At 41.9% G+C, this 22,373-nt stretch carries 31 protein-coding genes and 3 tRNA genes; 7 read left to right on the top strand and 27 right to left on the bottom strand.

The annotated features are described in order from the left end of the window. Positions 1-2 precede the first annotated feature (2 nt). The 14 genes from AAH944_RS01925 to AAH944_RS01860 all read right to left on the bottom strand — a co-directional run bounded on the left by AAH944_RS01925 (position 3) and on the right by AAH944_RS01860 (position 5,516). The gene (locus AAH944_RS01925) at positions 3-527 is read right to left on the bottom strand and encodes a hypothetical protein (RefSeq protein ID WP_415536042.1); all 525 of its coding nucleotides are present in this window, start codon (positions 525-527) and stop codon (positions 3-5) included. Between the two features lie 84 nt (positions 528-611). Next, positions 612-953: a hypothetical protein gene (locus tag AAH944_RS01920; RefSeq protein ID WP_415536041.1), complete on the bottom strand. Its 342-nt coding sequence runs from the start codon at positions 951-953 to the stop codon at positions 612-614. 22 nt (positions 954-975) lie between these two features. Continuing rightward, the gene (locus AAH944_RS01915) at positions 976-1,395 is read right to left on the bottom strand and encodes a bacterial Ig-like domain-containing protein (RefSeq protein WP_415536039.1); all 420 of its coding nucleotides are present in this window, start codon (positions 1,393-1,395) and stop codon (positions 976-978) included. A 24-nt stretch (positions 1,396-1,419) separates the two neighbouring features. After that, entirely contained in the window at positions 1,420-2,034 is a 615-nt protein-coding gene (locus AAH944_RS01910; RefSeq protein ID WP_415536037.1) for a hypothetical protein, read from the bottom strand. A 21-nt stretch (positions 2,035-2,055) separates the two neighbouring features. Further along, positions 2,056-2,565, bottom strand: a complete 510-nt coding sequence (locus AAH944_RS01905; RefSeq protein ID WP_415536035.1) for a terminase small subunit — start codon at positions 2,563-2,565, stop codon at positions 2,056-2,058. A gap of 95 nt (positions 2,566-2,660) precedes the next feature. Beyond that, entirely contained in the window at positions 2,661-2,885 is a 225-nt protein-coding gene (locus AAH944_RS01900; protein WP_415536034.1) for a hypothetical protein, read from the bottom strand. 20 nt (positions 2,886-2,905) lie between these two features. Further along, complete coding sequence (locus AAH944_RS01895; protein WP_415536032.1) at positions 2,906-3,166, bottom strand: hypothetical protein; 261 nt, start codon at positions 3,164-3,166, stop codon at positions 2,906-2,908. 2 nt (positions 3,167-3,168) lie between these two features. Next, positions 3,169-3,342, bottom strand: a complete 174-nt coding sequence (locus tag AAH944_RS01890; RefSeq protein WP_415536030.1) for a hypothetical protein — start codon at positions 3,340-3,342, stop codon at positions 3,169-3,171. Positions 3,343-3,466: 124 nt separating this feature from the next. Beyond that, positions 3,467-3,715 carry a Mor transcription activator family protein gene (locus tag AAH944_RS01885; RefSeq protein ID WP_415536028.1) on the bottom strand — a complete coding sequence of 83 codons (249 nt, stop codon included), beginning with the start codon at positions 3,713-3,715 and terminating at the stop codon, positions 3,467-3,469. Continuing rightward, positions 3,715-4,098 carry a hypothetical protein gene (locus AAH944_RS01880; RefSeq protein ID WP_415536026.1) on the bottom strand — a complete coding sequence of 128 codons (384 nt, stop codon included), beginning with the start codon at positions 4,096-4,098 and terminating at the stop codon, positions 3,715-3,717. The genes AAH944_RS01885 and AAH944_RS01880 overlap by 1 nt, the downstream gene beginning before the upstream one ends. Before the next feature lie 57 nt (positions 4,099-4,155). Beyond that, positions 4,156-4,386, bottom strand: coding sequence for a DUF739 family protein (locus tag AAH944_RS01875; RefSeq protein WP_415536024.1), 231 nt, complete (start codon positions 4,384-4,386; stop codon positions 4,156-4,158). Between the two features lie 350 nt (positions 4,387-4,736). Continuing rightward, on the bottom strand, positions 4,737-5,090 hold the full coding sequence (locus AAH944_RS01870; protein WP_415536022.1) for a hypothetical protein: 354 nt from the start codon (positions 5,088-5,090) through the stop codon (positions 4,737-4,739). Positions 5,091-5,139: 49 nt separating this feature from the next. Then, on the bottom strand, positions 5,140-5,295 hold the full coding sequence (locus AAH944_RS01865) for a hypothetical protein (RefSeq protein WP_415536021.1): 156 nt from the start codon (positions 5,293-5,295) through the stop codon (positions 5,140-5,142). Then, positions 5,292-5,516 carry a helix-turn-helix domain-containing protein gene (locus tag AAH944_RS01860; protein ID WP_415536019.1) on the bottom strand — a complete coding sequence of 75 codons (225 nt, stop codon included), beginning with the start codon at positions 5,514-5,516 and terminating at the stop codon, positions 5,292-5,294. The genes AAH944_RS01865 and AAH944_RS01860 overlap by 4 nt, the downstream gene beginning before the upstream one ends. Before the next feature lie 158 nt (positions 5,517-5,674). Here AAH944_RS01860 and AAH944_RS01855 point away from each other — a divergent pair, with 158 nt between their 5' ends. From AAH944_RS01855 to AAH944_RS01830, 6 genes are all read left to right on the top strand, one after another. Further along, a complete protein-coding gene (locus AAH944_RS01855) occupies positions 5,675-6,151 on the top strand; it encodes a helix-turn-helix domain-containing protein (protein ID WP_415536017.1) in 477 nt (158 codons plus the stop codon). Positions 6,152-6,288: 137 nt separating this feature from the next. After that, entirely contained in the window at positions 6,289-6,642 is a 354-nt protein-coding gene (gene tnpA, locus AAH944_RS01850; RefSeq protein ID WP_415535038.1) for an IS66 family insertion sequence element accessory protein TnpA, read from the top strand. Continuing rightward, a complete protein-coding gene (gene tnpB, locus AAH944_RS01845) occupies positions 6,642-6,992 on the top strand; it encodes an IS66 family insertion sequence element accessory protein TnpB (RefSeq protein WP_415535039.1) in 351 nt (116 codons plus the stop codon). The genes tnpA and tnpB overlap by 1 nt, the downstream gene beginning before the upstream one ends. A gap of 75 nt (positions 6,993-7,067) precedes the next feature. Then, on the top strand, positions 7,068-8,669 hold the full coding sequence (tnpC, locus tag AAH944_RS01840) for an IS66 family transposase (protein WP_353852839.1): 1,602 nt from the start codon (positions 7,068-7,070) through the stop codon (positions 8,667-8,669). Next, positions 8,669-8,953, top strand: a complete 285-nt coding sequence (locus tag AAH944_RS01835; RefSeq protein ID WP_068884324.1) for a hypothetical protein — start codon at positions 8,669-8,671, stop codon at positions 8,951-8,953. Before tnpC ends, AAH944_RS01835 begins: the two co-directional genes overlap by 1 nt. 30 nt (positions 8,954-8,983) lie before the next feature. Next, entirely contained in the window at positions 8,984-10,438 is a 1,455-nt protein-coding gene (locus tag AAH944_RS01830) for a recombinase family protein (protein WP_415536015.1), read from the top strand. Here the strand turns inward: AAH944_RS01830 and AAH944_RS01825 are convergent. The 12 genes from AAH944_RS01825 to AAH944_RS01770 form a co-directional block, all read right to left on the bottom strand. Further along, positions 10,417-10,491 (bottom strand) — tRNA-Met (locus tag AAH944_RS01825). The two genes, AAH944_RS01830 and AAH944_RS01825, sit on opposite strands and share 22 nt — an antisense overlap. 42 nt (positions 10,492-10,533) lie before the next feature. After that, a tRNA-Tyr gene (locus tag AAH944_RS01820) sits at positions 10,534-10,617 on the bottom strand. Positions 10,618-10,625: 8 nt separating this feature from the next. Further along, a tRNA-Thr gene (locus tag AAH944_RS01815) sits at positions 10,626-10,701 on the bottom strand. Between the two features lie 118 nt (positions 10,702-10,819). Then, positions 10,820-11,479 (bottom strand): RNA polymerase sporulation sigma factor SigH, encoded by a 660-nt coding sequence (gene sigH, locus AAH944_RS01810; protein WP_020491328.1) that lies wholly within the window; start codon positions 11,477-11,479, stop codon positions 10,820-10,822. Between the two features lie 119 nt (positions 11,480-11,598). Next, positions 11,599-12,336 carry a 23S rRNA (guanosine(2251)-2'-O)-methyltransferase RlmB gene (gene rlmB, locus AAH944_RS01805; protein ID WP_415536013.1) on the bottom strand — a complete coding sequence of 246 codons (738 nt, stop codon included), beginning with the start codon at positions 12,334-12,336 and terminating at the stop codon, positions 11,599-11,601. A gap of 66 nt (positions 12,337-12,402) precedes the next feature. Continuing rightward, on the bottom strand, positions 12,403-12,891 hold the full coding sequence (locus tag AAH944_RS01800) for a dihydrofolate reductase (RefSeq protein ID WP_415536011.1): 489 nt from the start codon (positions 12,889-12,891) through the stop codon (positions 12,403-12,405). Positions 12,892-12,972: 81 nt separating this feature from the next. Next, positions 12,973-14,307 (bottom strand): FAD-dependent thymidylate synthase, encoded by a 1,335-nt coding sequence (locus AAH944_RS01795; RefSeq protein ID WP_415536009.1) that lies wholly within the window; start codon positions 14,305-14,307, stop codon positions 12,973-12,975. Beyond that, complete coding sequence (locus AAH944_RS01790; RefSeq protein WP_415536007.1) at positions 14,288-14,821, bottom strand: Mini-ribonuclease 3; 534 nt, start codon at positions 14,819-14,821, stop codon at positions 14,288-14,290. The genes AAH944_RS01795 and AAH944_RS01790 overlap by 20 nt, the downstream gene beginning before the upstream one ends. 17 nt (positions 14,822-14,838) lie before the next feature. Then, positions 14,839-16,302, bottom strand: a complete 1,464-nt coding sequence (gene cysS, locus AAH944_RS01785) for a cysteine--tRNA ligase (protein WP_415536005.1) — start codon at positions 16,300-16,302, stop codon at positions 14,839-14,841. A gap of 19 nt (positions 16,303-16,321) precedes the next feature. Continuing rightward, positions 16,322-17,779: a glutamate--tRNA ligase gene (gltX, locus tag AAH944_RS01780; RefSeq protein ID WP_415536004.1), complete on the bottom strand. Its 1,458-nt coding sequence runs from the start codon at positions 17,777-17,779 to the stop codon at positions 16,322-16,324. Between the two features lie 106 nt (positions 17,780-17,885). Beyond that, entirely contained in the window at positions 17,886-19,073 is a 1,188-nt protein-coding gene (ispD, locus tag AAH944_RS01775; protein WP_415536002.1) for a 2-C-methyl-D-erythritol 4-phosphate cytidylyltransferase, read from the bottom strand. Further along, on the bottom strand, positions 19,051-20,217 hold the full coding sequence (locus AAH944_RS01770) for a PIN/TRAM domain-containing protein (RefSeq protein ID WP_415536000.1): 1,167 nt from the start codon (positions 20,215-20,217) through the stop codon (positions 19,051-19,053). The genes ispD and AAH944_RS01770 overlap by 23 nt, the downstream gene beginning before the upstream one ends. Before the next feature lie 269 nt (positions 20,218-20,486). Between AAH944_RS01770 and AAH944_RS01765 the strand changes: the two genes are divergently transcribed. Then, a complete protein-coding gene (locus AAH944_RS01765) occupies positions 20,487-20,879 on the top strand; it encodes a DUF1573 domain-containing protein (RefSeq protein ID WP_415535998.1) in 393 nt (130 codons plus the stop codon). 150 nt (positions 20,880-21,029) lie between these two features. On the opposite strand, the gene radA is transcribed toward AAH944_RS01765, so the two are convergent. Beyond that, the gene (gene radA / locus AAH944_RS01760) at positions 21,030-22,370 is read right to left on the bottom strand and encodes a DNA repair protein RadA (protein WP_415535996.1); all 1,341 of its coding nucleotides are present in this window, start codon (positions 22,368-22,370) and stop codon (positions 21,030-21,032) included. Between the last annotated feature and the right edge of the window lie 3 nt (positions 22,371-22,373).

Genomic DNA, 22,373 nt, shown 5'->3' with positions numbered 1-22,373 from the left:
CTTTATCCAATTAGTTCAATGAAAGTTTCATCAGGGAAAAGGTATACTTTCAAACTATTTATCAATCGTTTTTTATTATTGCGGATTGTTTTAACATCAACATCAAAATATTCAGCAATATATTCCATAGTCTTATCTTCAAAATACTTCAATTCAATCAGTTCAAAATATTCATCCATGCTGATTTTTTCAAGTGCTTTGTCTATGAAATATATATAACTTTCAATTTTTTCAATTGAAGATTCTATTTTTTCAATTATTACTTCTGCTCTTTCAATATTGGTTGATGTTTCAGAGTTATGGTTACCAGAGAAAATGACAATGCTTTTACTTCTTTCTGGCAATCCTTCATCTCTTATGTCTTGAATCTGTTCCTGTTTCACTTCAATAGCTTTCTTGAATTGGTTATACTGGTAAAGTAGTTTTTCCACTTTTTGAAAAGCACTATCTTTGATTGGTTTCAAAAGTCCATGCTGTTTCAAAAGTATCATCAAATCTGTAGCAGCTTCCCTTTTTATATAAGCCAACATTTCTGCATCAATAAGACATCATCCCCCTTGAAAAAGGCTGCTGCCCAGATAAGCACCAGGGAAGCAGCCTTGAATTGCATATTATATATTCTTGGCAATGCTATCAATCAAATATTTAACAGACTTATTATTTTGAGCATCTTCTAGGTGATAAAGAAATATTCTCATATCTTGTTCTGAGGAATTAAGCAATTTATTTCTATATTCGGTTGTATCATTCATTTGTTCAATATATGTGCAAAGAGAATCCACAAATTCAATGTATTTTGCCCTTATAACACTTTCATCTTCTTCAACAACATAACCCCTTGACTTAAACCAATCAATCAAATGGGGGTTGGAACATTCAGCAACCCCATTTGAAAACTGAATACCACCAGAAGCTCCATTATATTGTTTATTTGGTGCAAATATCTTTGTCATTAAAATTCACCATTCCTTTCTTTTATGCTTCAACAATCACAATATCAAAGGTATCAGAACCTTCATCGACTGTGACTGTCAATGTTTGTGATGACGATGATGCAGAACTATCAAAACCAGTCACATTTTCGGGAGTAACTTCAATATTTTCTGTTGTTCCACCACTAAAAGAAGCATTTACAACAATTCCTGTAAGGTCAAGAGATTCACCAACTGTATACTGAAGCTTTGTTGGTTCAGTTGTTATTTCAATTGCAAGTACCAATGGAGTTGGGTTAGTCCCTTTACTATCCTGAAGAACTGTTCCAATATGCTCTGTTGCTCTTATATCGTCATAGCCATCATTTGTTGGGTCTGCTGCATCCTGCATGGGTGAACCTATTCTAACCCCAACATAAGTACCATTCACTGTATTTTGACTTTCATCATCCCGATATTTCATAATTTTACACATCCTTTCTCTTTTTTAAGCTGCTTCAAATCTATTTACAAGCTTTTCGATTTCACTGACACTGCCCATAAATAGATTGATTTTAATACCAGCCTGAAAGCTACTATCAGTGAAATTGAACAGATTCTTTGCTGCTTTTTCAGCAAGTTCAAAACTGTTTATAAGTACCATGAAATCGTTTGTCTTTTCAAAGGTCTTATTGAAAGTACCATAAACACCGTTACCTTCTGTAAGTCCAGTAACAACTGCATGGAACAAAGCCATTGTTTCATAATCACCTTGGAAAGGCTTCATAATACTATAAGCCTGGTCATCAGTCAGCTTGTTACCAGCAAGTTCAAGCAACTTCAAAGCATTGCTGATTCTAACTTGATAATCAGCAGGTGTTTCTTTTGGTTCATCAATGATTGTTTTCTTTTCTTCAGTGATAATATCTGCCAGCTTTTTATTGAATACTGAATCATACTGTGCAGCTTCATTCTGAAGTTCTTTAATTCTTTCATTCTTGTGTTCAACAGAATAAACAGTGTCCTTTTGCCAGTTAGTAATTTGGGTGATGACATCCTTCTTTACTTCATTGTAAGAATTCATTAGGCTTTGAACTTTGCTTTTAATTTCTGTTTTTTTCATGATTGTACCAACCTTTCATATTTATAATTTTTGAATAATAACTTTCAATTCTTCAGTGGAAAGCCCCTCAAAAGGATTATTTATATTAGCTGTAATTTCAACCTTATCTTTGAATATTCCCAAGTGCCTTCCAAGCAGTTCTAATGCCTTCAGCTTGTCATAAAGCTTAATTGATACACCAGTTGGGTTTTGTTTTATTTCAGCAATGGCTGAGACTGCATCAGCGGGTATGCTGGCAGTATCAAACACTTCAACCTGGTTATTTTGAACCTTCAAATAATCACTTATATTTGAAAAAGCAACCTTTGCTAGTTCAATAACAACCCTATCCTGATTGATTCCTGTTCTTTTTGACCGTTCAGCCATTGTTTTTGCAATTTGATTCTGAATACTAAGTTTTGCTAAGTTTTGACTGCCTTGTTCATTTGCAGTTTGAACTGAATAACCCGCCCGAATTGCAGCCTGTGTTGCATTCAGGTCAATCAGATATTCTTCAACAAACTTTTGCTGCTTCTTTGTTAACTTTGCCATAAATTCAACACCTGCCTTTCATCTATATAATTTTTGATGTCAGGTTTTGTAAGGTTTTCCCCTTTTTAGGGCATCGCATATGCCACTATTTGCCACTATCCAATTTCAGCAAGCACCATGTTCAACAAAGTTTTCAGTTCTTCATTACCTTTGAAATCATTCATATCAAGGGTGACCGTCTTACCATGATGAATTTCATCATCAAGACTTTTCCATTTAGGCAATGAAACCTGAAGCTTCTTAGCTTCTTTGTAATACTTGAATTCTCCAAACTCTGTGACCACTGATTCTGGAATTTCAACTTCATAATATCTTGCCATTCTTTTTTATTTCCTTTCTTTTATTCAATTTCATCAAACCAGCTATCAAAGCACATATTGCTTGTATCCATCTGACAATTATCCCAATTGAATTGAGGGAAGCCAGCCTTTATAAATGCTTGATTGATTTTATTGATGATATTTCCTGGGAGATTCGAACCTATTATTAAGTAATCTTCAATGAATCCAGCATCATCTTCAGATAAGACATTTAGCATCTGACCAAATGCAATTTGATTATTTGCAGGAAGCTTTTCAATGAAATCAACTAATGCTGGCATCATCACACCCCCACACAGGAAAGCTGTAACTTGTTTAACCAGTACCGTTCTTGATATTCCTTAACTTTTTCAGGATGTTCAGAACGCCATTCACGTTGGTATTTGTTAAGCTTTTCTTTGTTTTCTTCACGATAATTCTTGAAATAATCTTTTCGATCATTCGTCTTTGCATCCATTGATTTCACCCCCTTGAAAACATACTTTGCCTTATGTTAATTTTACCAATTTGTGACGTTCTTTTCATCAATATAACACTACATTTAGTATGTTTCTAAAAAATAAGACACTATATTTAGTGTCTTATCGGTTTTCTATGATTTTGTAAATTGTAGCTTTGCTCAATGAATACTTCTCCATCAAGTCAGGTATTTCCATTCCAGCAATATAATCTGCCCTTATATACTTGTTCCGTTTCTTCCTGTCATGGTATTCTTCATTGAAGTTCTTTGGAATATATACATTTGTTCCTGGAAGCTGTTTAACCAATTCATCAAAGGCAACTTCACCAACAACTTCTTTCAACTTTTTAATAGGAACAACATTTGACATCATTCACCCCATCCTTCCAGGTCAATCAAATATCCAAATTGCTTTACCTTTTCAATATGAACACCGTTGCTTCTCTTAGAATGTTTTACAATGATTCTGCTTGGTTTAAAGCCACCCTTTGAGCATTTTGACATAATCATATTACCTTTAATAATTTCAGCTTCAGAAGCGGTTTCAAACCTTCCACAATGCGGACAACAAATATAATAAATATCATTCTCTTTACCAATGGGTTTGACAATTGGAATATATCCATCAAATCTTGTCCTGCTGTCAAAATAAAATGTTAAATGAAACCTTCTTTCACTCCATTCATACCCAAAGATATGATTGAAGTTAACCTGTTCAACTGCTTCAACTTGTTTTAAAGACAAGCTTCCCATCGTTCACACCATCTTTCTAAAAATATGCTTGTCCGAAGTATTATTTAGTGACTTTCCTTATGACCTGCATACTTCAACATCAAAGAAATATGTTTGAATTTCTTCAGGTTGAATGTTCAACAGTTCAGCAGCCTTTTCAATTTCCGATTGTGTGAATTCTGTTGCACTTTTCAACCTGGAATTGATTCTTTGTTTGCTCATTCCCATAAATTTTCCGAAGGCTTCTATGTTATCGAACATTGCATTGATTCTTTCTTCCAACTTTTCATGATTAAAAATAATAAACATCTTACATTCCTCCATTTAATTATCATTATGATTTAAACTATCTTAATCTTGAACCGCTGCAAACCCACATATTTGCTGGATTTCTTAACTTTTCAGGTTCAAGATGCGGTTCAAGATGAATTTTATCTTGAACCGATTCAAAGCGTTGATGTGCCTGGGTTTCAGCCTATCGGTTCAAGATGGTTCAAGGTATTTCTTCTTATATTCTTATTTTTAAAGAATATATAAAAATTTTGTTATTATTTTTTTAGTATATAGAAAGAACTTTGTTTTTATCTTGAACCATCTTGAACCTCCTTGATATCACTGCATTTCATCTTGAACCTTAATCTTGAACCCATCTTGAACTTTTACCCTTCATCTTGAACTTTTTTAAATACACGATGTTTTTTACCTTTCCTTTTAAGGTCAACAACTTCATAAGTGAACCATTTACATATAAATTTCGAAAATTCTTCCTTTGGAAATACATTTTGCACATTATTCTGCTGACAAAGATGGTAATACGCTTCATAAATGACTTTAGTTGAATGTCCATGAAAATCAAGACTATCTAGCATACTTACAATGATATAAATTGATTTTTTCTTAGCAGACAGTTTTTCCAAAATCGATTCTTCATACCGATCAGTCAAATGGACATATTGTTGTAACAAAATTGAAGCTGTCTTTTCTTCAATAGATTCTTTGTCTTCTTTGTTCAATTTTATTGAACCCCCTTTGAACTTTTTAAAAAGCAAGGATGAAAGAACATCAGCACCCTTCAGCAGTTTGTTCCTCTTGTAATTCCTTAATAATTTTCTTTGCAAAATCTGTTAAAGAAAGTCCATATACTCCCAATGCAAATTGACTTGCAAGCTGTGTTGGTGTTTTTGGTGGATTCTCGACTGTGACTGTCATATTCATCATTCTGCATCACCCACATCAATTAAATCTTCGACTTTGATATTTAATGCTTTTGCTATTTTTCCAATAGTCTTTGGTCTTGGTTGCATTTGACAATTTTTGATTCGCCGAATTGATGTTTCGGTAACTCCTGATTTTACAGCTAATTCCCCCATACTCATACAAGAATTAGCCATTGCTAACTGCATCTTAGGAATACTTAATTTCATATTTCCTTTTCTCACTCCCCCCAATTTATTTTAGTTCATTCGCACCATCCAAATACAATTATACGCACTAATTAGTGCGTTGTATATATATTTTTGTAATATTTTAGGGCATTTGCAAAATTTTTATTGCAAATGCCCTATTTTAAAGTTAATCTATATATGAGGTGATTACTATGGCAATCGGTAATAATTTAAAAAGAATACTATCTGAAAACAAAATGTCAATTAAAGAATTATCAATAAAAAGTGGTATTCCGCTTAATTCGCTCTATTCTATTACAAAGAGAGATTCTCAAAACGTAAGCCCAAATATTTTAACAGCTATATCAAAAACTTTAGGAATTTCTATTTTTGATTTAACTCTGGATGTAGATAGAATGTCAGAAGAAGTTCACACTATTGAATGTTTTAATGATTTTCTTGCTTCATTAGGTTTCTTGGTTAAACCAATAATAACAGCTTCACTCTCATTTAATCCAGAAGAAGCTGAAATATTAGCAAAAGAAGCAGCAAATAATGAAACCCTTCCATATTGTGAAATCACAAAGGAAGGTCAGGAAGCCATTATACTTACAGTTAAGGAGTTTGAAGATTTTCAAAAATCAGTTCAATATGCTGTTCAATATGAATTGAACAAGTTCAAAAAGTAATAGGTGATACAATGAACGTAAGCGTCAAAGACACCATCACATAGAATTGTAGCCTTGAAGATAGTACAATCACAATAAATATGGTTGAAAAAGTTGAAAAAGTTTGCACACTTTTTCAACCAAAGCGGAGTGGTTGTATGAATATACAAAAAGTCACAACAGAGTACCGACTATCACAGTGGATGCAGGTGATACAGGACCGGCAATGCAGCGGACAGAGCATTAAGGATTTCTGCCAGGAGAAAGGAATAAGTAAGCATGCATACTTTTATTGGCAGCGACAGTTACGAAAGGTTGCATGTATGGAACTTTCAAAACGGAAAGAAGAAACCATCGTAAGCTGTGTCCCGGAAGGGTGGATGCAACTTTCCCAAGGTCAAGAAATAAAATCAACGCTGGATATTGAAGTCGGTGGCTGTCACGTCACCGTGGATGCGGAGACGGATCCTGAACTTCTGAAAAAAGTCTGCCGCATATTGAGGGTGCTGTAATGAGATGGAGTGACAAACCCGTGTACCTATGCTGCGGGCATACCGATATGAGGAAATCAATCAACGGACTCATGGCGCTGGTTAAAGACAACTTTTCCATCGATCCGTTTTCAGAAGCATTGTTTGTATTCTGCAACCGGCATCGGAACAGAATAAAAATCCTGGAATGGGACGGCGACGGATTCTGGTTGTATTTCAAACGTCTGGAGCGCGGACATTTTCGCTGGCCGGCAAAGGGAGACACTGCCACCATGGTTCTTGAAACCAAAGAATTATCTTATCTTATTGAAGGTGCGAAACTGGAGAAAAAGCTGAAACGAGAAGAAGTTTTCGAGCGGCAAATCTCTTGAAATATTTATCTCGAAACAGCGTTTAGAACCGCATGAAATCTAGCTTTTTTGCGGTTTTTATGGTATAATTTTCTTATGAAAACGCAAGAAACTTCAGCAGAACAACTGCTTGGAATAATTGAAGAAAAGGACCGCAAAATTGCTGAATTAGAGCAACAAGTACAGTGGTTTATGTCACAGATCCGCCTTGCTAAGCATAAACAATTTGGCGCATCAAGTGAAAAGACAGACGGTATTCAGATGCTCATATTCAACGAGGCCGAATCAAGCGCCGATATAAGCAAGCCGGAACCGAAGCTTGCCGAGGTAAAAGCGCATTATCGTAAACGGACACGCCTTACAACTGACAAATTGCCGAAGGATTTACCTGTTGAGGTAATTGAACACGAGCTTCCGGCAGAAGAGTGTATTTGTCCGAATTGCAGCAGTCAGTTACATACAATGGGCAGGGAAACTCGCGAAGAACTCAAAGTCATTCCTGCCAAAGCAATCATTGTACGGCACGTACGGCATATTTACGCCTGCCGTAATTGTGAAGGAACTGCCGAGCATGTTCCTATCATAAAAGCAGATATGCCGGAACCTGTCATCAAAGGCGGATTTGCTTCCCCCGAGACAATTGCCCATATAGCGGTACAGAAATTCATGATGGCATCCCCACTATACCGACAGGAGCAGGAGTGGAAACAAAACGGCATCCTGCTTTCCCGGCAGACGATGTCAAACTGGATGATCAAAGCCAGTGAGGACTGGCTGGAACCGATATATGAAGAGATGAAGCTTAGATTATGTGAGCATGAAGTGCTCCACGCAGATGAAACCACGCTGCAGGTGTTGAAAGAACCGGGAAAGACGGCGCAGTCAAAGAGTTACATGTGGCTGTACCGCACCAGCGGAGATACAAAACACCAGATTGTAATTTATGACTATCAAGTTGACAGAAAACATACCCATCCTGGAAAATTCTTAAAAGATTTTACAGGTTACCTTCATACAGATGGATACGAAGGTTATCATAAGCTTCCTGAAAACATAATCGTTGTGGGCTGCCTGGCACATCTTAGGCGGAAGTTTTTCGATGCCTTTAAAACCCTGCCCAAGGAGAAACAACCGGAATCCAGTGCGGCAAAAGGGGTTACCTATTGTGACAAGCTGTTCCACCTTGAAAAACAGTTTGCTTCCCTTACCCCGTATAAACGCCTTCAAGAGCGCAAACGCTTGTCAAAGCCTGTATTTGATGACTTTTACAATTGGATCAATGGGCTTGCTGCTTTGCCTAACACACTTCTTGGTAAGGCGGTACATTATGCCAAGTCCCAACAAAAATATCTTAAGAGATACCTGCTGGACGGACGTCTTGAAATTTCAAACAACCGTGCGGAACGTAGTATTAAACCTTTTGTAATCGGTCGAAAGAACTGGATCTTTACTAACACACCAAACGGCGCCAGGGCCAGTGCGATTTATTACAGCCTAATTGTGAGTGCGAGAGAAAATGGCTTGAATCCATTTGAATATTTAACATGGATTTTTACAAATGCCCCTAACTTAGGAAGAGCGGGTTACATATCTGAAATTAAAGACTTTTTACCTGGTAGTGCAGCCTTGCCGGAGAAAGTATTCACCCCGCAGCCCGGTAACGGAAGTCCGGAAAAATATGCGTGGGAGGAAGACTGATGAAGGTTGGAAAACATACGGCGTTTATGATAGATTTTATCTCTGATTTTGCTGACGGAAAGATATCAAGATATCTCTTCGAAATGGATTATTCAGGCTATGTTATTGAGCATTTTCCGAAGATGAAAAGGGAGAATGCTCGTTTAGCACAAAAATTCGTCAGCACTGTCGATGATGTCTTCGAATATGCTCAAGCTAACAACATATCTGATGATGATTTTAGGATAATGGTTAACAATGCTCTTTGCGATCTTCTTGGAGTGGATGAGCCTGATTTAATGTAGCTCACGTCTGAATCTGTTTGACGCTTACCAATGAACGCAGCAGCTTATGCACGATATTCAACCGATAAACAAAACGAAAATTCCATTGAATCACAACTTGATGCTATCATTAAATATTGTCAAGTTAACAATCACACCATTACCGCCACATTCATTGATGAAGCCACAACAGGGACAAACATTAACCGACCAGGATTTATAAATTTATTGGAAGGTGCAAAGAAACATCAATTTGAATGTGTTGTAATATATGATATTTCAAGAGGTTCAAGGGATGTTGGTGACTGGTTCAACTTCAGGAAAGAAATGCAGCAGCTTAACATCAAGGTTATATCTGCAACTGAAAAGCTGGGTGATATGTCCAACCCCAATGATTTTCTTGTTGAACTAATCAATGTTGGATTGGGGCAGCACATGGTTCTTCAGACCCGTCAAAAATCAATGGCAGGTGTCGCACAAAGGGCAAAGCAAGGTGTGTTCCTTGGTGGTATTGCTCCCCTTGGTTATGATATTGTGAACGGAAGCTATGTTGTTAATCAATGGGAAGCAGGTTCTGTGAAGCTTATATTTGCCCTGTATGGCATCGGGAAATCTTATAATCATATTATCCAAGAACTTGCTAAGAAAGGCTACAAAGGCAAGCGTGGACAACCCTTAGGGAAGAATTCGTTGAATGCCATTCTCCAAAACGAAAGATACATTGGTGTTTATACCTGGAACAAGCATAAAAACAAGTATATGGGAAAATGGATAGGGGGAACCTTGAACCCCGATATGGTTAAACTTGAAAACTCTATCACTCCGATAATTGATAAGGAAACATGGGAAAGGGTGCAACAAAGAATGAATAATAACAGAAGGAACGCTTCCAATTCTGCTAAAAACACATATTTGCTTTCTGGTTTGATTGAATGCGGTGAATGTGGTGGAACTTATACTGGAAAAACCAACACCAACAGCAAAGGTTATGCAACCAGGTATTATGTTTGTGGAAATAAATACCGCAATCATTCCTGCAATGCGAAAAACATCAATGCTGATGAAATTGAAACTGCCGTTGTGGCACAATTAAAAAATTATCTACAAACAACTGACTTTGGAATTATTGCTGATGAAACACTGAAAGCCTATGAAAGCACGAAAAGCAACCATTCTGAAGAACGCAAGGAATTAGATAAGCTTCAGAAGGAACTTCAGAACTGCACCAATGCCATTAAAAATGGATTGATATACCCTGAATTAAAAAGTGAAATTGAATCTATTCAGACACGCATTGGAGCATTGAAGAAAGCTATTTCCACATCTAGCGATATAGTTATTACTCGTGAAATGATTATTGATAAATTGAAAAAAGACGTGGAAAACATCACTGCTGATGATATTCCACGTCTTGTAAAAACCTATGTTACAAAAATTAAAGCCCACAATAATGAAATTATCATTACTGGGGGCGTAAACATGCTTGGTTGCGGGGGCCGGATTTGAACCGACGACCTTCGGGTTATGAGCCCGACGAGCTACCACTGCTCCACCCCGCGATGTTAAATAAACGTTCCAGCTCGATATCTCCAATTATAGAATGGTGGGCAGGGATGGATTCGAACCACCGTACCTTTCGGAACAGATTTACAGTCTGCCGCCTTTAACCACTCGGCCACCTACCCATTTCAATTGGAGCCGACGATGGGACTCGAACCCGCAACCTGCTGATTACAAATCAGCTGCTCTACCAATTGAGCTACATCGGCATTGGACACCAACGTATTGTATCAAAGATTACGGCCACTTGTCAACAATAAAAGTCATTTTTTTTCTGGAAGAATTTACAAAACAGAGTGTCTAATTTTATTCATATTGTATGGAATTTTAGGCCCCTCTGTGCTCCAGATACCTTTCCAACTTTCGCTTGACCCGCTGCAGTGCATTGTCAATGGATTTGACATGCCTGTCGAGATCTACGGCAATCTCCTGATAAGATTTGCCTTCAAGATAGGACATCAGCACTTCCCATTCGAGCGAACTTAAAATTTCGCCCATCTTTTCTTCAATATCGTCAAATTCTTCCCTGCTGATGATCAGTTCCTCGGGATCCGTGATCTTATTTCCAGAAATAACATCCAAGAGCGTCCTGTCGGAATCCTCATCATAAATAGGTTTGTTCAGCGATACGTACGAATTGAGCGGAATATGCTTTTGTCTGGTAGCCGTCTTGATCGCTGTAATAATCTGCCGAGTTATGCATAACTCGGCAAATGCTCTGAAAGAGGAGAGCTTGTCCCCACGAAAGTCACGAATTGCTTTATACAGCCCAATCATGCCTTCTTGAATGATATCTTCCCTATCCGCACCGATCAAGAAATACGATCTGGCTTTTGCTCTGACAAAATTCTTGTACTTATTGATCAAGTACTCCTGAGCTTCTGCGTCACCGATCTTTGCTAACTCAACTAGTTCCTCATCTGCTATGTACTCATTAGCCTCGAATTCTTCTGGAATCTCTGTCTGGATACTGTAAGTCAAGTCCATCCCTCCCGAAACCGATTCACGAAGGTAACGCTGAAGCCTCCATTATATGCTTATAACAAAACAATTATACCTGAAATGCACAAATAGCGTCAAGATGAAGATTGGCGGGATATGGCAGATTAAGTCTGATTTCTCTGTCTCCGTACCTCATACATGATGATGGATCCGGCTACGCTGGCATTCAAAGATGAAATTCTGCCACACATTGGTAAGGATATAATTTCATCACAGGTTTCCCGGATCAGTCTACCGAGTCCCTTATCCTCTCCGCCAATGACGATGACCCTTGGCCCTTTCAGTCCCGCCTGATAGATATCTTTGCCGCCGGCTTCCGCACCGGATACCCAGCAGCCCTCTTCTTTGAGATATTTCAGTGTCTGGACAAGATTGCTTACTCTGGCCACAGGCACATATTCCACAGCTCCGGCCGACGTTCTGCCGACAGCAGGTGTGAGTGCGGCACTTCTTCTTTTTGGAATGATCACCCCATGAACACCCGCTGCATCGGCAGTCCGAAGAAGAGCTCCTAGATTATGCGGATCCTCGATCTCATCCAGAACAAGGATAAATGGATCTTCCCCTTTTTGCCTTGCTATCTCCATAATATCGGATGGTTCTGCATATTCTTTGGCAGCAGTAAATGCCACCACTCCCTGATGCTTTTCTCCGGCAGTATATTTGTCCAGGACAGTATTCTCCACAAATTGGTACGGTATGCCACGCGTTTTAAGCAGATGCAGGATGTCCGAATTTCTTCCCTGCCCCTTTTCATTTTTGACCAGCACTTTATTTACCGGATTCCCGGATTTGATCAGTTCGGTCACAGCGTTGCGCCCGCACACAATATTTTCTTCCAAAGCCGGTTTCTCCTTTCGAAAGTTTGTCGTAGCATACTAACCTCTAAAATTTGTATATTACGACGTTCACTTTCTTACATATTTTACAACACTGTACTGAATGTCATTATAAGTTTGCAATTCACCCTCGGACTCAACTCTCCAATTGTCATCTTCATCGACATTCCTAAGATGCTTATCCGCAGGGAATGTGTGCCTGATTTTTGTCACATACAGTTCATTCAGATAGGGCATGAGCAGCTGAAAAAGTGATTCTCCGCCAATCACACAGATATCGTCCGAAGGGTATTTTTTCAGCTCCTGAAGCAGGTCCTCCAGCGAATGGCAGATTATAACTCTGTCGTCCTGAAAATCCCTGTTTGTACTCAGGACGATATTGGTTCTGTCCTTCAAAGGTTCTTTCCCTGGCAATGATTCATAAGTCCCTCTGCCCATGACCGCAACCTTGCCGACGGTCATCTGCTTAAAAAACTTCATATCTTCCGGAATTCTCAGCAGCAGGTCTCCTTTATAGCCAATACCCCAGTTTTGATCTACCGAAACGATTGCTTTCATTCCTTAGCCCCCTAAAAAATTTCCAGAACGACGCAACAAATCATCTGTGGATAATAAAATGCTGCATGTGAATCGCAGCCGTTACTTTTGCCTGAAACAGAACAGATCTCTTACTTCCTGCTGTTTGCCGCAGGTCATCTTCCCTTCATGGCATTTGCTGACCAGACAGGGCGGCAGTGCTTTTTCATAGAGTACACCGGATAATTCTCTGAGGATCTTCAGTTTCTTGACAGCGAGCTTTCTGATTTCCCACTGGGCGTTTAGGCAGGTCCTTTCCGAGAGCATCTGATTGTCTATCCTCGCATTTGTGGACATAATCATTTTTAAAAGCTGGCAGTTCAGGATAAACGGCATAGCTTTGCCCAGCCCCAATTTTTGATAAATCTCCCTGGAAAATGTCCGATAGGCTTCCGTCAGATTTAAGAACTCCTCCAAAAACGGAGAATCGCGAATGCTGTCCGGAACGATTACCGGTCTTTCTGTGTCGCTGAAAAGGTTACTGAAGTCTTCCCGGAACATTTCCGGCAGACGATGACGGACCTGCTGGTGATACGTCACCAAGGAACACATCATCCCAAAAGTGGTCCGGACCTGTTCGGCAATACTTTCATGACCGTAACCAAGCACTCTCTGGACAATTTCTTTCGCCTTAACTGGAGCTTCCTCCCCCCAGGACAGCAAAACCTCGGAAGACGCCCTGCTTTTGGTGCTGGTCAGAGCGCCCAGACCAGCCTTAATGTCCGGATCCTGACAACTGGATAATAAGATGAGGTCATCTTCGGGATTAATTCTCGCCAAATCTGTCCGATAGAAGTCCTCAATGATTGTTAATTCTGCCGTACTGTCATAGTCATCGGGGAACAGCACGCGTAATTCAGCCGGAAGGAAGGCTTCCAGCTCATTTTTCAGGGTCTCGAATATCCCTTCATATTTCCTGTCATTGAATAAAAGAAAGAACTCCCATAGTTTGTCCCCGGACATCGAAACGGATAGATTCGTCTTTGCCGCGAGCGGCAGTATATAGCGGGCATCTTCAATCGGAATCGCGTAAAGGTAATGCTCAGGCTTAGGTCTCCCTTTAAACCCGCCTTCCTTTAGTGCACACATTCTGGTATACAGATCCAATGCTTGCTGCCCGAGCTCCAAGGCTCTGTGGCAATCTTCAGGCGGTAGGTCAGGAAAAGCAAACGCGTCCTGATCAAGCGCCACATATCTTTGACTTTGTTGGACATAGGATGCTTTCAGCTCACAGAGCAGCATGCTCTGAACCCGGTTGATACCTTCGGCAACAAAGAATATATTGGCCGTTTTCAGAACTTTCTTTAGTTCCGTGGCGGATATCCCGCTTAAATGACTCCGTTTAATCCAGGCTGCGACTCGGTCCAGTCCGGTATGTTCAAAGTTCGTGATCTTCATGTTTCGACTCCCCCCGTTTCCCGGTTTCTTCGGGTAAAGTACCTCTTTCTGTTTTCTTGCTATTTTCTGTCGCCATTGTCTCAAGAATCCCGTCTATGTTGTTTAGAACCGCGCCCATCCGAGTATTTTTGCCAGTAATATGCCAGTAGCCGATAAGCGCTTCGAAGGCTGTAGAATGCCTGTAGGTGACAACATCAACACTACGTGGATAGTGGCCCTTCGCATTCCGACCCCTCAGAACAACCTCTGTTTCCGTTTCATCCAGTTCGTTCATGAGATGCCTCAGAATACCTGCTTGCGTTTTGGCCTGTACATAGAAAATAGCCCGCTTATGCATGAGTTGTACCTTGGCAATGTCCTGCTCCAGAAGATGCTTGCGTACCCATAATTCGTAAACGGCGTCACCTATATAGGCAAGCAGCAGGATATTAATATCCTGCCACCGTTTATTGATTTGTACCGACCAAATATCCGGCATGCCGTTATCCTGTTCAGGTTCGTTTTGCTTAGGCAAATGTTATCATCCCTTAACTATTTCAAATACCAGCGGGCACCCTCAGGGGTATCTTCAATCACAATCCCAATTTCTTTAATCCTGTCCCTGATGAGATCCGCAGTCGTCCAGTCCTTGTTCTTACGGGCATTGGCCCTGATCTCCATCACAAGCTCCATGACCTGGGCCAGTTTTCCGGAATCCTCCTGTAAAACTTCAGCCTCTGCTTCCAGATCAAATCCAAGTATCCCAGCCAGCTCTATCAAAGTCTGTGCTGCTTCAGCCAAAGGTTCAGTCTTAATAGAAACTTTGGCAAGGTACGTATTGATTCCTTTGGCCAGCTCGAATAAGGCTGCATAAGCCTGGGCCGAATTAAAATCATCGTCCATAGCCTGTTCGAAAGCATTCCTGGCCTCCAGACTGGCCTTAGCCATTTCATCATCCGCCTTCTGGTTCCGGTTCACAGCAATGATACCGAACGTCATACCCTCTTTACCCTGTGCTTTGCCCAGGGCTTCTTTGGCCAGACGCACGCTGTTTTTCAGGCGGTCCAGTCCTTTTGAGGCCATGACCAGCTTCTCATCATCAAAATCCAGCGGACTGCGGTAGTGTGTTCCGAGCAGATAAAAACGGATAACATCTCCCGGGAATTTTTCGGTAACATCTCTGACCAGAAAGAAATTCCCCAGCGATTTGGACATTTTCTCCTGATTAATAGTAATAAACGCATTATGCATCCAGTACCGCGCAAACTGCTGGCCCTCCAGACAGCCTTCGGACTGCGCAATTTCATTCTCATGATGCGGAAAAACCAGGTCGCCTCCGCCCCCATGAATATCAAACCCAGGCCCGAGGTATTTCAAGGACATCGCTGAACATTCAATATGCCAGCCGGGCCTTCCTTTACCCCAGGGGCTCTCCCAGAAAGGTTCTCCCGCTTTGGCTTTTTTCCATAGCGCAAAATCCATTGGGTTATGCTTCTTGTCATCCACCTCTACACGTGCTCCGGCCTGCATATCTTCAAGCGTCCGGCCGGACAGCTTGCCGTATCCAGGGAATTTGTCGACAGCAAAATAGACATCCCCGTCAATATTATAGGCTAAGCCCTTTTCCTCCAACCTGCGGATAATGTCAATCATCTCCGGGATATGTTCCGTGGCTTTCGGGTGGATATCGGCAGGAAGAATATTCAAAGCCTTGGCATCCGTAAAGTACTCATTAATATATTTGCCGGCCAGCGCTATCGGGTCACAGTCTTCTTCAGCTGCCCGGTTAATAATCTTATCATCGACGTCGGTAAAATTCTGGATATACGTAACGTCAAACCCTTTATGGATCAGGTAGCGCCTGATCATATCGAATACTACCAGCATCCGGGCATTTCCCAAATGGAAATAATTATACGTCGTAGGGCCGCAGGCGTACATTGAAGCCTTTCCCGGTTCTCTCGGAACAAACGCTTCTTTGCGGCGTGTAAGTGTATTATATAGTCTAATCGCCATCACGATTTCCTCCTTGTACTTACTTCGAGTAAGCAGCCGTTTTCTCCAATCGCCCGTAAATATTTTCTTTACCCAGCAGTTCCATGATCCGGTCGAGATCCGGGCCATGCATCTGCCCCGTAAGCGCAATCCTAACCGGCATAAATACATCCTTGCCTTTCAGGTTAAGTTCTTTGGTGATCTCTTTTAATATGCTCTTGGCTGCCGGTGCGTCGAGCAGCGCGGCTTCCCGGACCTTGGCTGCAAAAAGCTTCAGCACTGCCGGTACGGTATCTGCCTTCATAATCGCTTCAGCTTCCTCCGTCAGCACATCAATTTCTGTTCCAATAAAATAATGAATATAGGACTTAACCTCGCTTAAGCAGTTGATTTTTTCCTTGACGGCGTCAATAAAGCCGGTCACCCACTGCTGTTCGGCCAAAGAAAGCTCATTCGGAAAAAGTCCTTTTTCTCTCAAAAACGGCAGCACCAACCGGGCAAGGTCTGCCGAAGAAGTCTGTTTCAGGTAGTGCGCATTGATGTAGTTCAGTTTATTCAAATCAAAAACTGCCGGGCTCTTTGATACTTTTTCCAATGAAAATTCTTTCTTGAGTTCTTCGATCGTAAAAAATTCCTGCTCACCGGAAGGCGACCAGCCTAAAAGCGCGATAAAGTTCACGACGGCCTCCGGCAAATACCCTTTATGGAAATAATCCATGACAGCAGTATCCCCGTCCCGTTTGCTCATCTTCCGCCCTTCAGTATTCAAAATCAAGGAGATATGGGCAAAATCCGGTACTTTCATTCCAATGGCCTCATAAATTAAGACCTGACGCGGTGTATTGGATAGATGTTCTTCTCCTCTGACGACATGCGTGATGCCCATCAGGACATCGTCGATGACCACGGCATAATTGTATGTTGGGATTCCATCTGATTTGACAATGATATAATCCCCGATGCCATTACTTTCAAAAACGACTTTCCCTCTGACCAGGTCATTGATCACGATATCCTGGCCTTCCGGCACTCGGAAGCGGACAACAGGTTTCCTTCCTTCCGCTTCATAAGCCTGGCGTTGTTCTGCGGTCAGCGTCCGGCATTTTCCGAGATAGCGCGGGGTCTCCCCACGGGCACTCAGCTCCTGACGCTCCTGTTCCAGTTCTTCTTCCGAACAGTAGCACAGGTAAGCATGTCCGCTCTGAAGAAGCTTATCCGTGTATTCACGGTATGTATCGAGCCTTTCCGTCTGCCTGTAAGGGCCGGAATCTCCGCCGGCGTCTATCCCCTCGTCCCAGGTGATCCCCAGCCAGTGCAGCGCTTTCATGATATCCTGTTCCGATTCCCGGCTCGACCGTTCCAGGTCGGTATCCTCTATCCTAAAGACAAAGGTCCCACCTTTGCCTCTTGTAAACAAATAATTAAAAAGAGCTGACCTTGCTCCTCCGATATGCAGGGGACCGGTCGGGCTTGGAGCAAACCTTACTTTCACCGTCATAATCGACATAACCTCATTTCTACTTCGTACTGCTTGTCTTCATCAAGTATTAATAAAATACAAGATATAAAAAAATAAAAATAATAGCGTTTAATATTATATCAGGTCATACAGGCAAAAGACAAACGATTGCCTGGGAACTGATTCCTTCTTCTCTGCCCTCGAAGCCCAGGTACTCCGTCGTCGTTGCTTTGATCGATATACAGTCCGGACTTGCGTTCAGAATCTCAGCAAGATTCCTTCTCATCTGCGCAATATAAGGCAATACTTTCGGTTTTTGAGTAACAATAATACTATCCAGATTCCCAAGCCTGTAGCCTTCGCCTTGCGCAAGCTTTACAACTTCAGCCAGCAATGCCAGACTGGAAATGCCCTTGTACCGGGCATCGCTGTCGGGAAAATGTTTGCCAATATCACCAAGCGCACAAGCCCCGAGAATCGCATCCATTACGGCATGCGTCAGAACATCCGCATCAGAATGCCCCAAAAGTCCTTTGTCATGGGGAATTTCTACTCCGCCCAGAATCAACGTCCGTCCCTCAACCAGTGCATGGACATCGTAGCCCAGTCCCATCTTCATTTGAGGCACCTCTCTTCTTCTGTGCAGGATGGACTCCGCCCAAAGCATATCTTCAGGCGTGGTCACCTTGATATTCTCGTAACTGCCTTCAACAACCCTGACCGGTAAGCCCTGCCACTCAAACAGAGAAGCATCGTCCGTGGCCAGGTACTGCTGTTCAAAGGCAAGTTTGTGTACTTTTTCTAAAAGGTTCCGGTTAAAAATCTGCGGTGTCTGAATCGCCCGAAGCTGTTCCCGCGGGGGTGTTTCCATAACTTGGCCCTGAGTATCCACCTTTTTCACAGTATCTTTCAAAGGTACAGCCATGACAGCCGCTTCAGAGTCAGCCGTTTTTTCAAGAAAACGGTTCAGATCATCCAGTGTTAATAAGGGTCGGGCACCGTCATGGACGATCACGCTGTCCACTTCAGGACTTAAGGACTGAAGCGCCCGGTAAACGGATTCCTGCCTTTCGGCGCCTCCCTCAACCACTGCCGTCACCTTTTTCAGGTTGTATTCTTCCATCAATTTTTTAATTGTCAAAATATCTACCCTTGCCGCAGGAATAATGATTTCTTTAATTAGCGGACAAAGTTCCAGCGTTTTTAGAGTAAAAACAAGGATAGGGGTCCCGGCAAGTTCAAGCAGAAGCTTGTTGCCTTGACCCCCCATCCTTTTTCCCCGCCCGGCGGCAGGTACAATAGCCGCAATATTAGCCGAATGCATTAAACTCATGGGAAAACTCCTCAGATGATTTTTCCTGCATCCCTTTGGGTTTAGCAAAGATCATCCTACCCGCGGCAGTTTGCAGAACAGTCGTAACCAGCACGGTGGTCTGTTGCCCAATGTACCTGCGTCCTCCGTCAACGACAACCATCGTTCCGTCATCCAGATAAGCTACGCCCTGTCCAGCCTCTTTTCCTTCCTTCATAATCTGAATATACATCTCTTCGCCCGGAAGGACAACTGGTTTCACAGCATTGGCCAATTCATTGATATTTAAGACTTTTATCCCCTGAAGCTCGGCCACTTTGTTCAGGTTATAATCATTGGTCAATATCGGTGCGTCCAGAATATTCGCCAGTTTGACAAGTTTACTGTCCACTTCAGCGATGTCTTCAAAATCACCTTCGTAGATCTCGACCTTGATGACCGATTCCTTGGAAATCTGATTCAAGATATCAAGTCCTCTCCGACCCCGGTTTCTTTTCAGGGCGTCTGAAGAATCGGCAATATGTCTGAGCTCTTCCAGAACAAAACCAGGAACCAGAAGAACCCCATCTATAAAGCTCGTTTTGACAATATCCGCAATTCTGCCGTCAATAATCACACTGGTATCAAGCACTTTATAGCCTGCAGCAGCGGACTGCTTCCCGTGCCCCTTATCTTTATTCTTTTCTTTTTCAGCACGTTCCCCTTTCAGTTTGGGTAAAAAGTTGAAAAATCCAAGAATATCATCCTTGCGCGTGATCCCAATAATCAAGCCGACGTAGCCAAGTAACAAGCTGACGACGACAGACAGAATTGGGCCGAGAAATGGAATACCCACAAAAGTAATGCAAATCAGGCGGGCAATCAGCAAACCGACAATACCCCCAAGTGAACCTCCGACCAGATCGTGAATCGGCATGCGGGTAAGTCTGCTTTCCAGCCATTTGACAAGGCCAATAAAGACTTTCATACATACAGGGGCGAGAAAGAAACCAAAAGCAGATAACACAATAAAAATAATAATATAAGTCCAGTATAAGTGAATCTCAAAACCTAATGTCTGACTAAGCTGACGAATATCGACAACCTTTAATAACAAGTAATCTACGTAAATTCCTGCTGCACCGAACAGCAGCGTAATGATGCCGCGAACAATTTTGCTAAGCATCAAATTCACCTCCCTTTTTCTATATTTTGGCTAAAAACAATTCTGTTTATACCAGGAGCCTGAAATTTTCCTAATCTGTCCCTATGAAATTGTTTAGCGGTATTTTCCCCTGTATCTCATCATTATATCAGGTTGTATTTCTCTTTCAAAGTAAACGACAAATTATTTCAATATATCTTAATTCAAGAAATATTTCCCGATTTGATGAAATTGACAACAGCTTCTGATGCTGTCTATAATGAAATTGGCAGAAAGGAAGTGTATGTACTATGAGTCCAATCAATAATGATTTTCAAGAAACGGTTGATGCTATGCTAATTCGACACCAAAGCATCTTGGATATTTTATCAAAAGGACAAGAGGCTTCTTCCCGGGTAAACAGGGCTATCACGAAGGCTGTAACTTCTTGCGGCTGTGTCTCAGTGGATGCCCACAAAAGTCTAATTCCGGAAAATGCTACCATATCAGATCTTAAGTTTCTCCTGAACAGTCATCTGGAAGGAAACCTTTGTTCCAACTGCCGTGAAGTTGTCGAAACCGAACTGGGAAATCAGCTTTTTTACATCTCAGCTCTTGCCAATATTCTGGGCTTGTCTGTAAACGGAATCCTGGAAAAGGAAGAAAGCAGACTCAAAACACTTACAGTTTTTAATTTTAGATAGCCGAGCTTAAAAGAAGATTAAAGAATGCGGAGATATTTTCTGTCATTTTGTATATTTGTATATCAGTTACTAATGCCATATCAGTGATGCCTTGGAATGACTGCCGCGGATGTCTTTTGACATCCTTTTTTATTTTGGTATCAAAATTATCTAAAAAAGAAAATCCAGCACTTCCTCAATGTTCTTAACCGGAATGATCCGGCAATCGGTCCTCCCGATACTGTCTGCATTGACTTCTGGTACCAGGCAATTTCGGAAACCAAATTTTTCCGCTTCTCTGATCCGCTGCTCAATATGAGAAACCCCTCTAATTTCTCCGGTCAGACCGAGTTCCCCGATTAAGGCCATATTTCCAAGCGGCTGATCTTTAATTCCCGACATCACAGAGGCGATGACGGCAAGATCCGCTGCCGGTTCATCCACATCGAGACCCCCGGCAATATTGACAAAAACATCCCGGGCGCCAAAAGCGTATCCGGCCCGTTTGTCCAGAACTGCCAGAAGCATCAGCAGGCGGTGGTAATCCATCCCGTTTACGGTTCTTCTCGGCGGCGTGAAGATGGACGATGTTACCAAAGCCTGGACCTCCACTAAGAGCGGCCTTGTTCCTTCCATTACGACAGCCACCCCGGAACCAGCGGATACCTGTGTATGATCGCCCATAAAAAACATGGAGGGATTTGTAACATCAGCTAGACCGCAGCCTCTCATCTCAAATACCCCAATTTCGTTGGCCGGACCGAAACGGTTTTTAACTGCCCGCAGCAGACGGAAAATATGGTGCTGATCTCCTTCAAAATACAGGACCGTATCGACCATGTGCTCCAGAACCCTGGGCCCGGCAATCGCACCCTCCTTTGTAATATGGCCGGCCAGGAAAACTGTAATCTCATTTTCTTTGGCCAGTTTCAACAAGAAAGAAGCCCCTTCTCTGACCTGGCTGACGCTTCCGGGTGCAGACTGGACGTCTTCGAGTAGCATCGTCTGAATTGAATCAATAAAAATGACTTTATAGCCTTTGTTCAGTACCTCCGAACGTACTGCTTCCAGGGAATTATCGGCGAGTATATGTACCCGGGAAGAAGAAAGTTCCATTCTGTCAGCCCTGAGTTTGATTTGCCGGGCAGACTCCTCTCCCGACACATAAAGCACATTTTCCTTCCGGGAAAGATATTCTGCCATTTGCAGAAACAGCGTGGATTTGCCGATTCCAGGCTCTCCGCTTAAAAGAACAAAAGATCCTTCGACAACCCCTCCCCCAAAAACCCGGTTAAGTTCCTGACTTCCGGTATCAAGTCTCTGCCCTTCCATCGTTTGGATTTCAGTCAGAGGGATCGCCTGAACGATCCCTCTGTTTTCTGTAGGTTTGGATTTTTCTACGCGTTCCTCAATCAGTGTATTCCATTCACCGCATCCGGGACACCTTCCGAGCCATCTCGCGCTTTCCTGCCCGCATTCCCGGCAATAGAACTTCGTCTTTGGGCCTGCCAAAAT

This window comes from Dehalobacter sp. CP, assembly GCF_047652685.1.
Classification (GTDB): domain Bacteria; phylum Bacillota; class Desulfitobacteriia; order Desulfitobacteriales; family Syntrophobotulaceae; genus Dehalobacter.
This window is presented reverse-complemented; position numbering and strand designations above follow the sequence as displayed.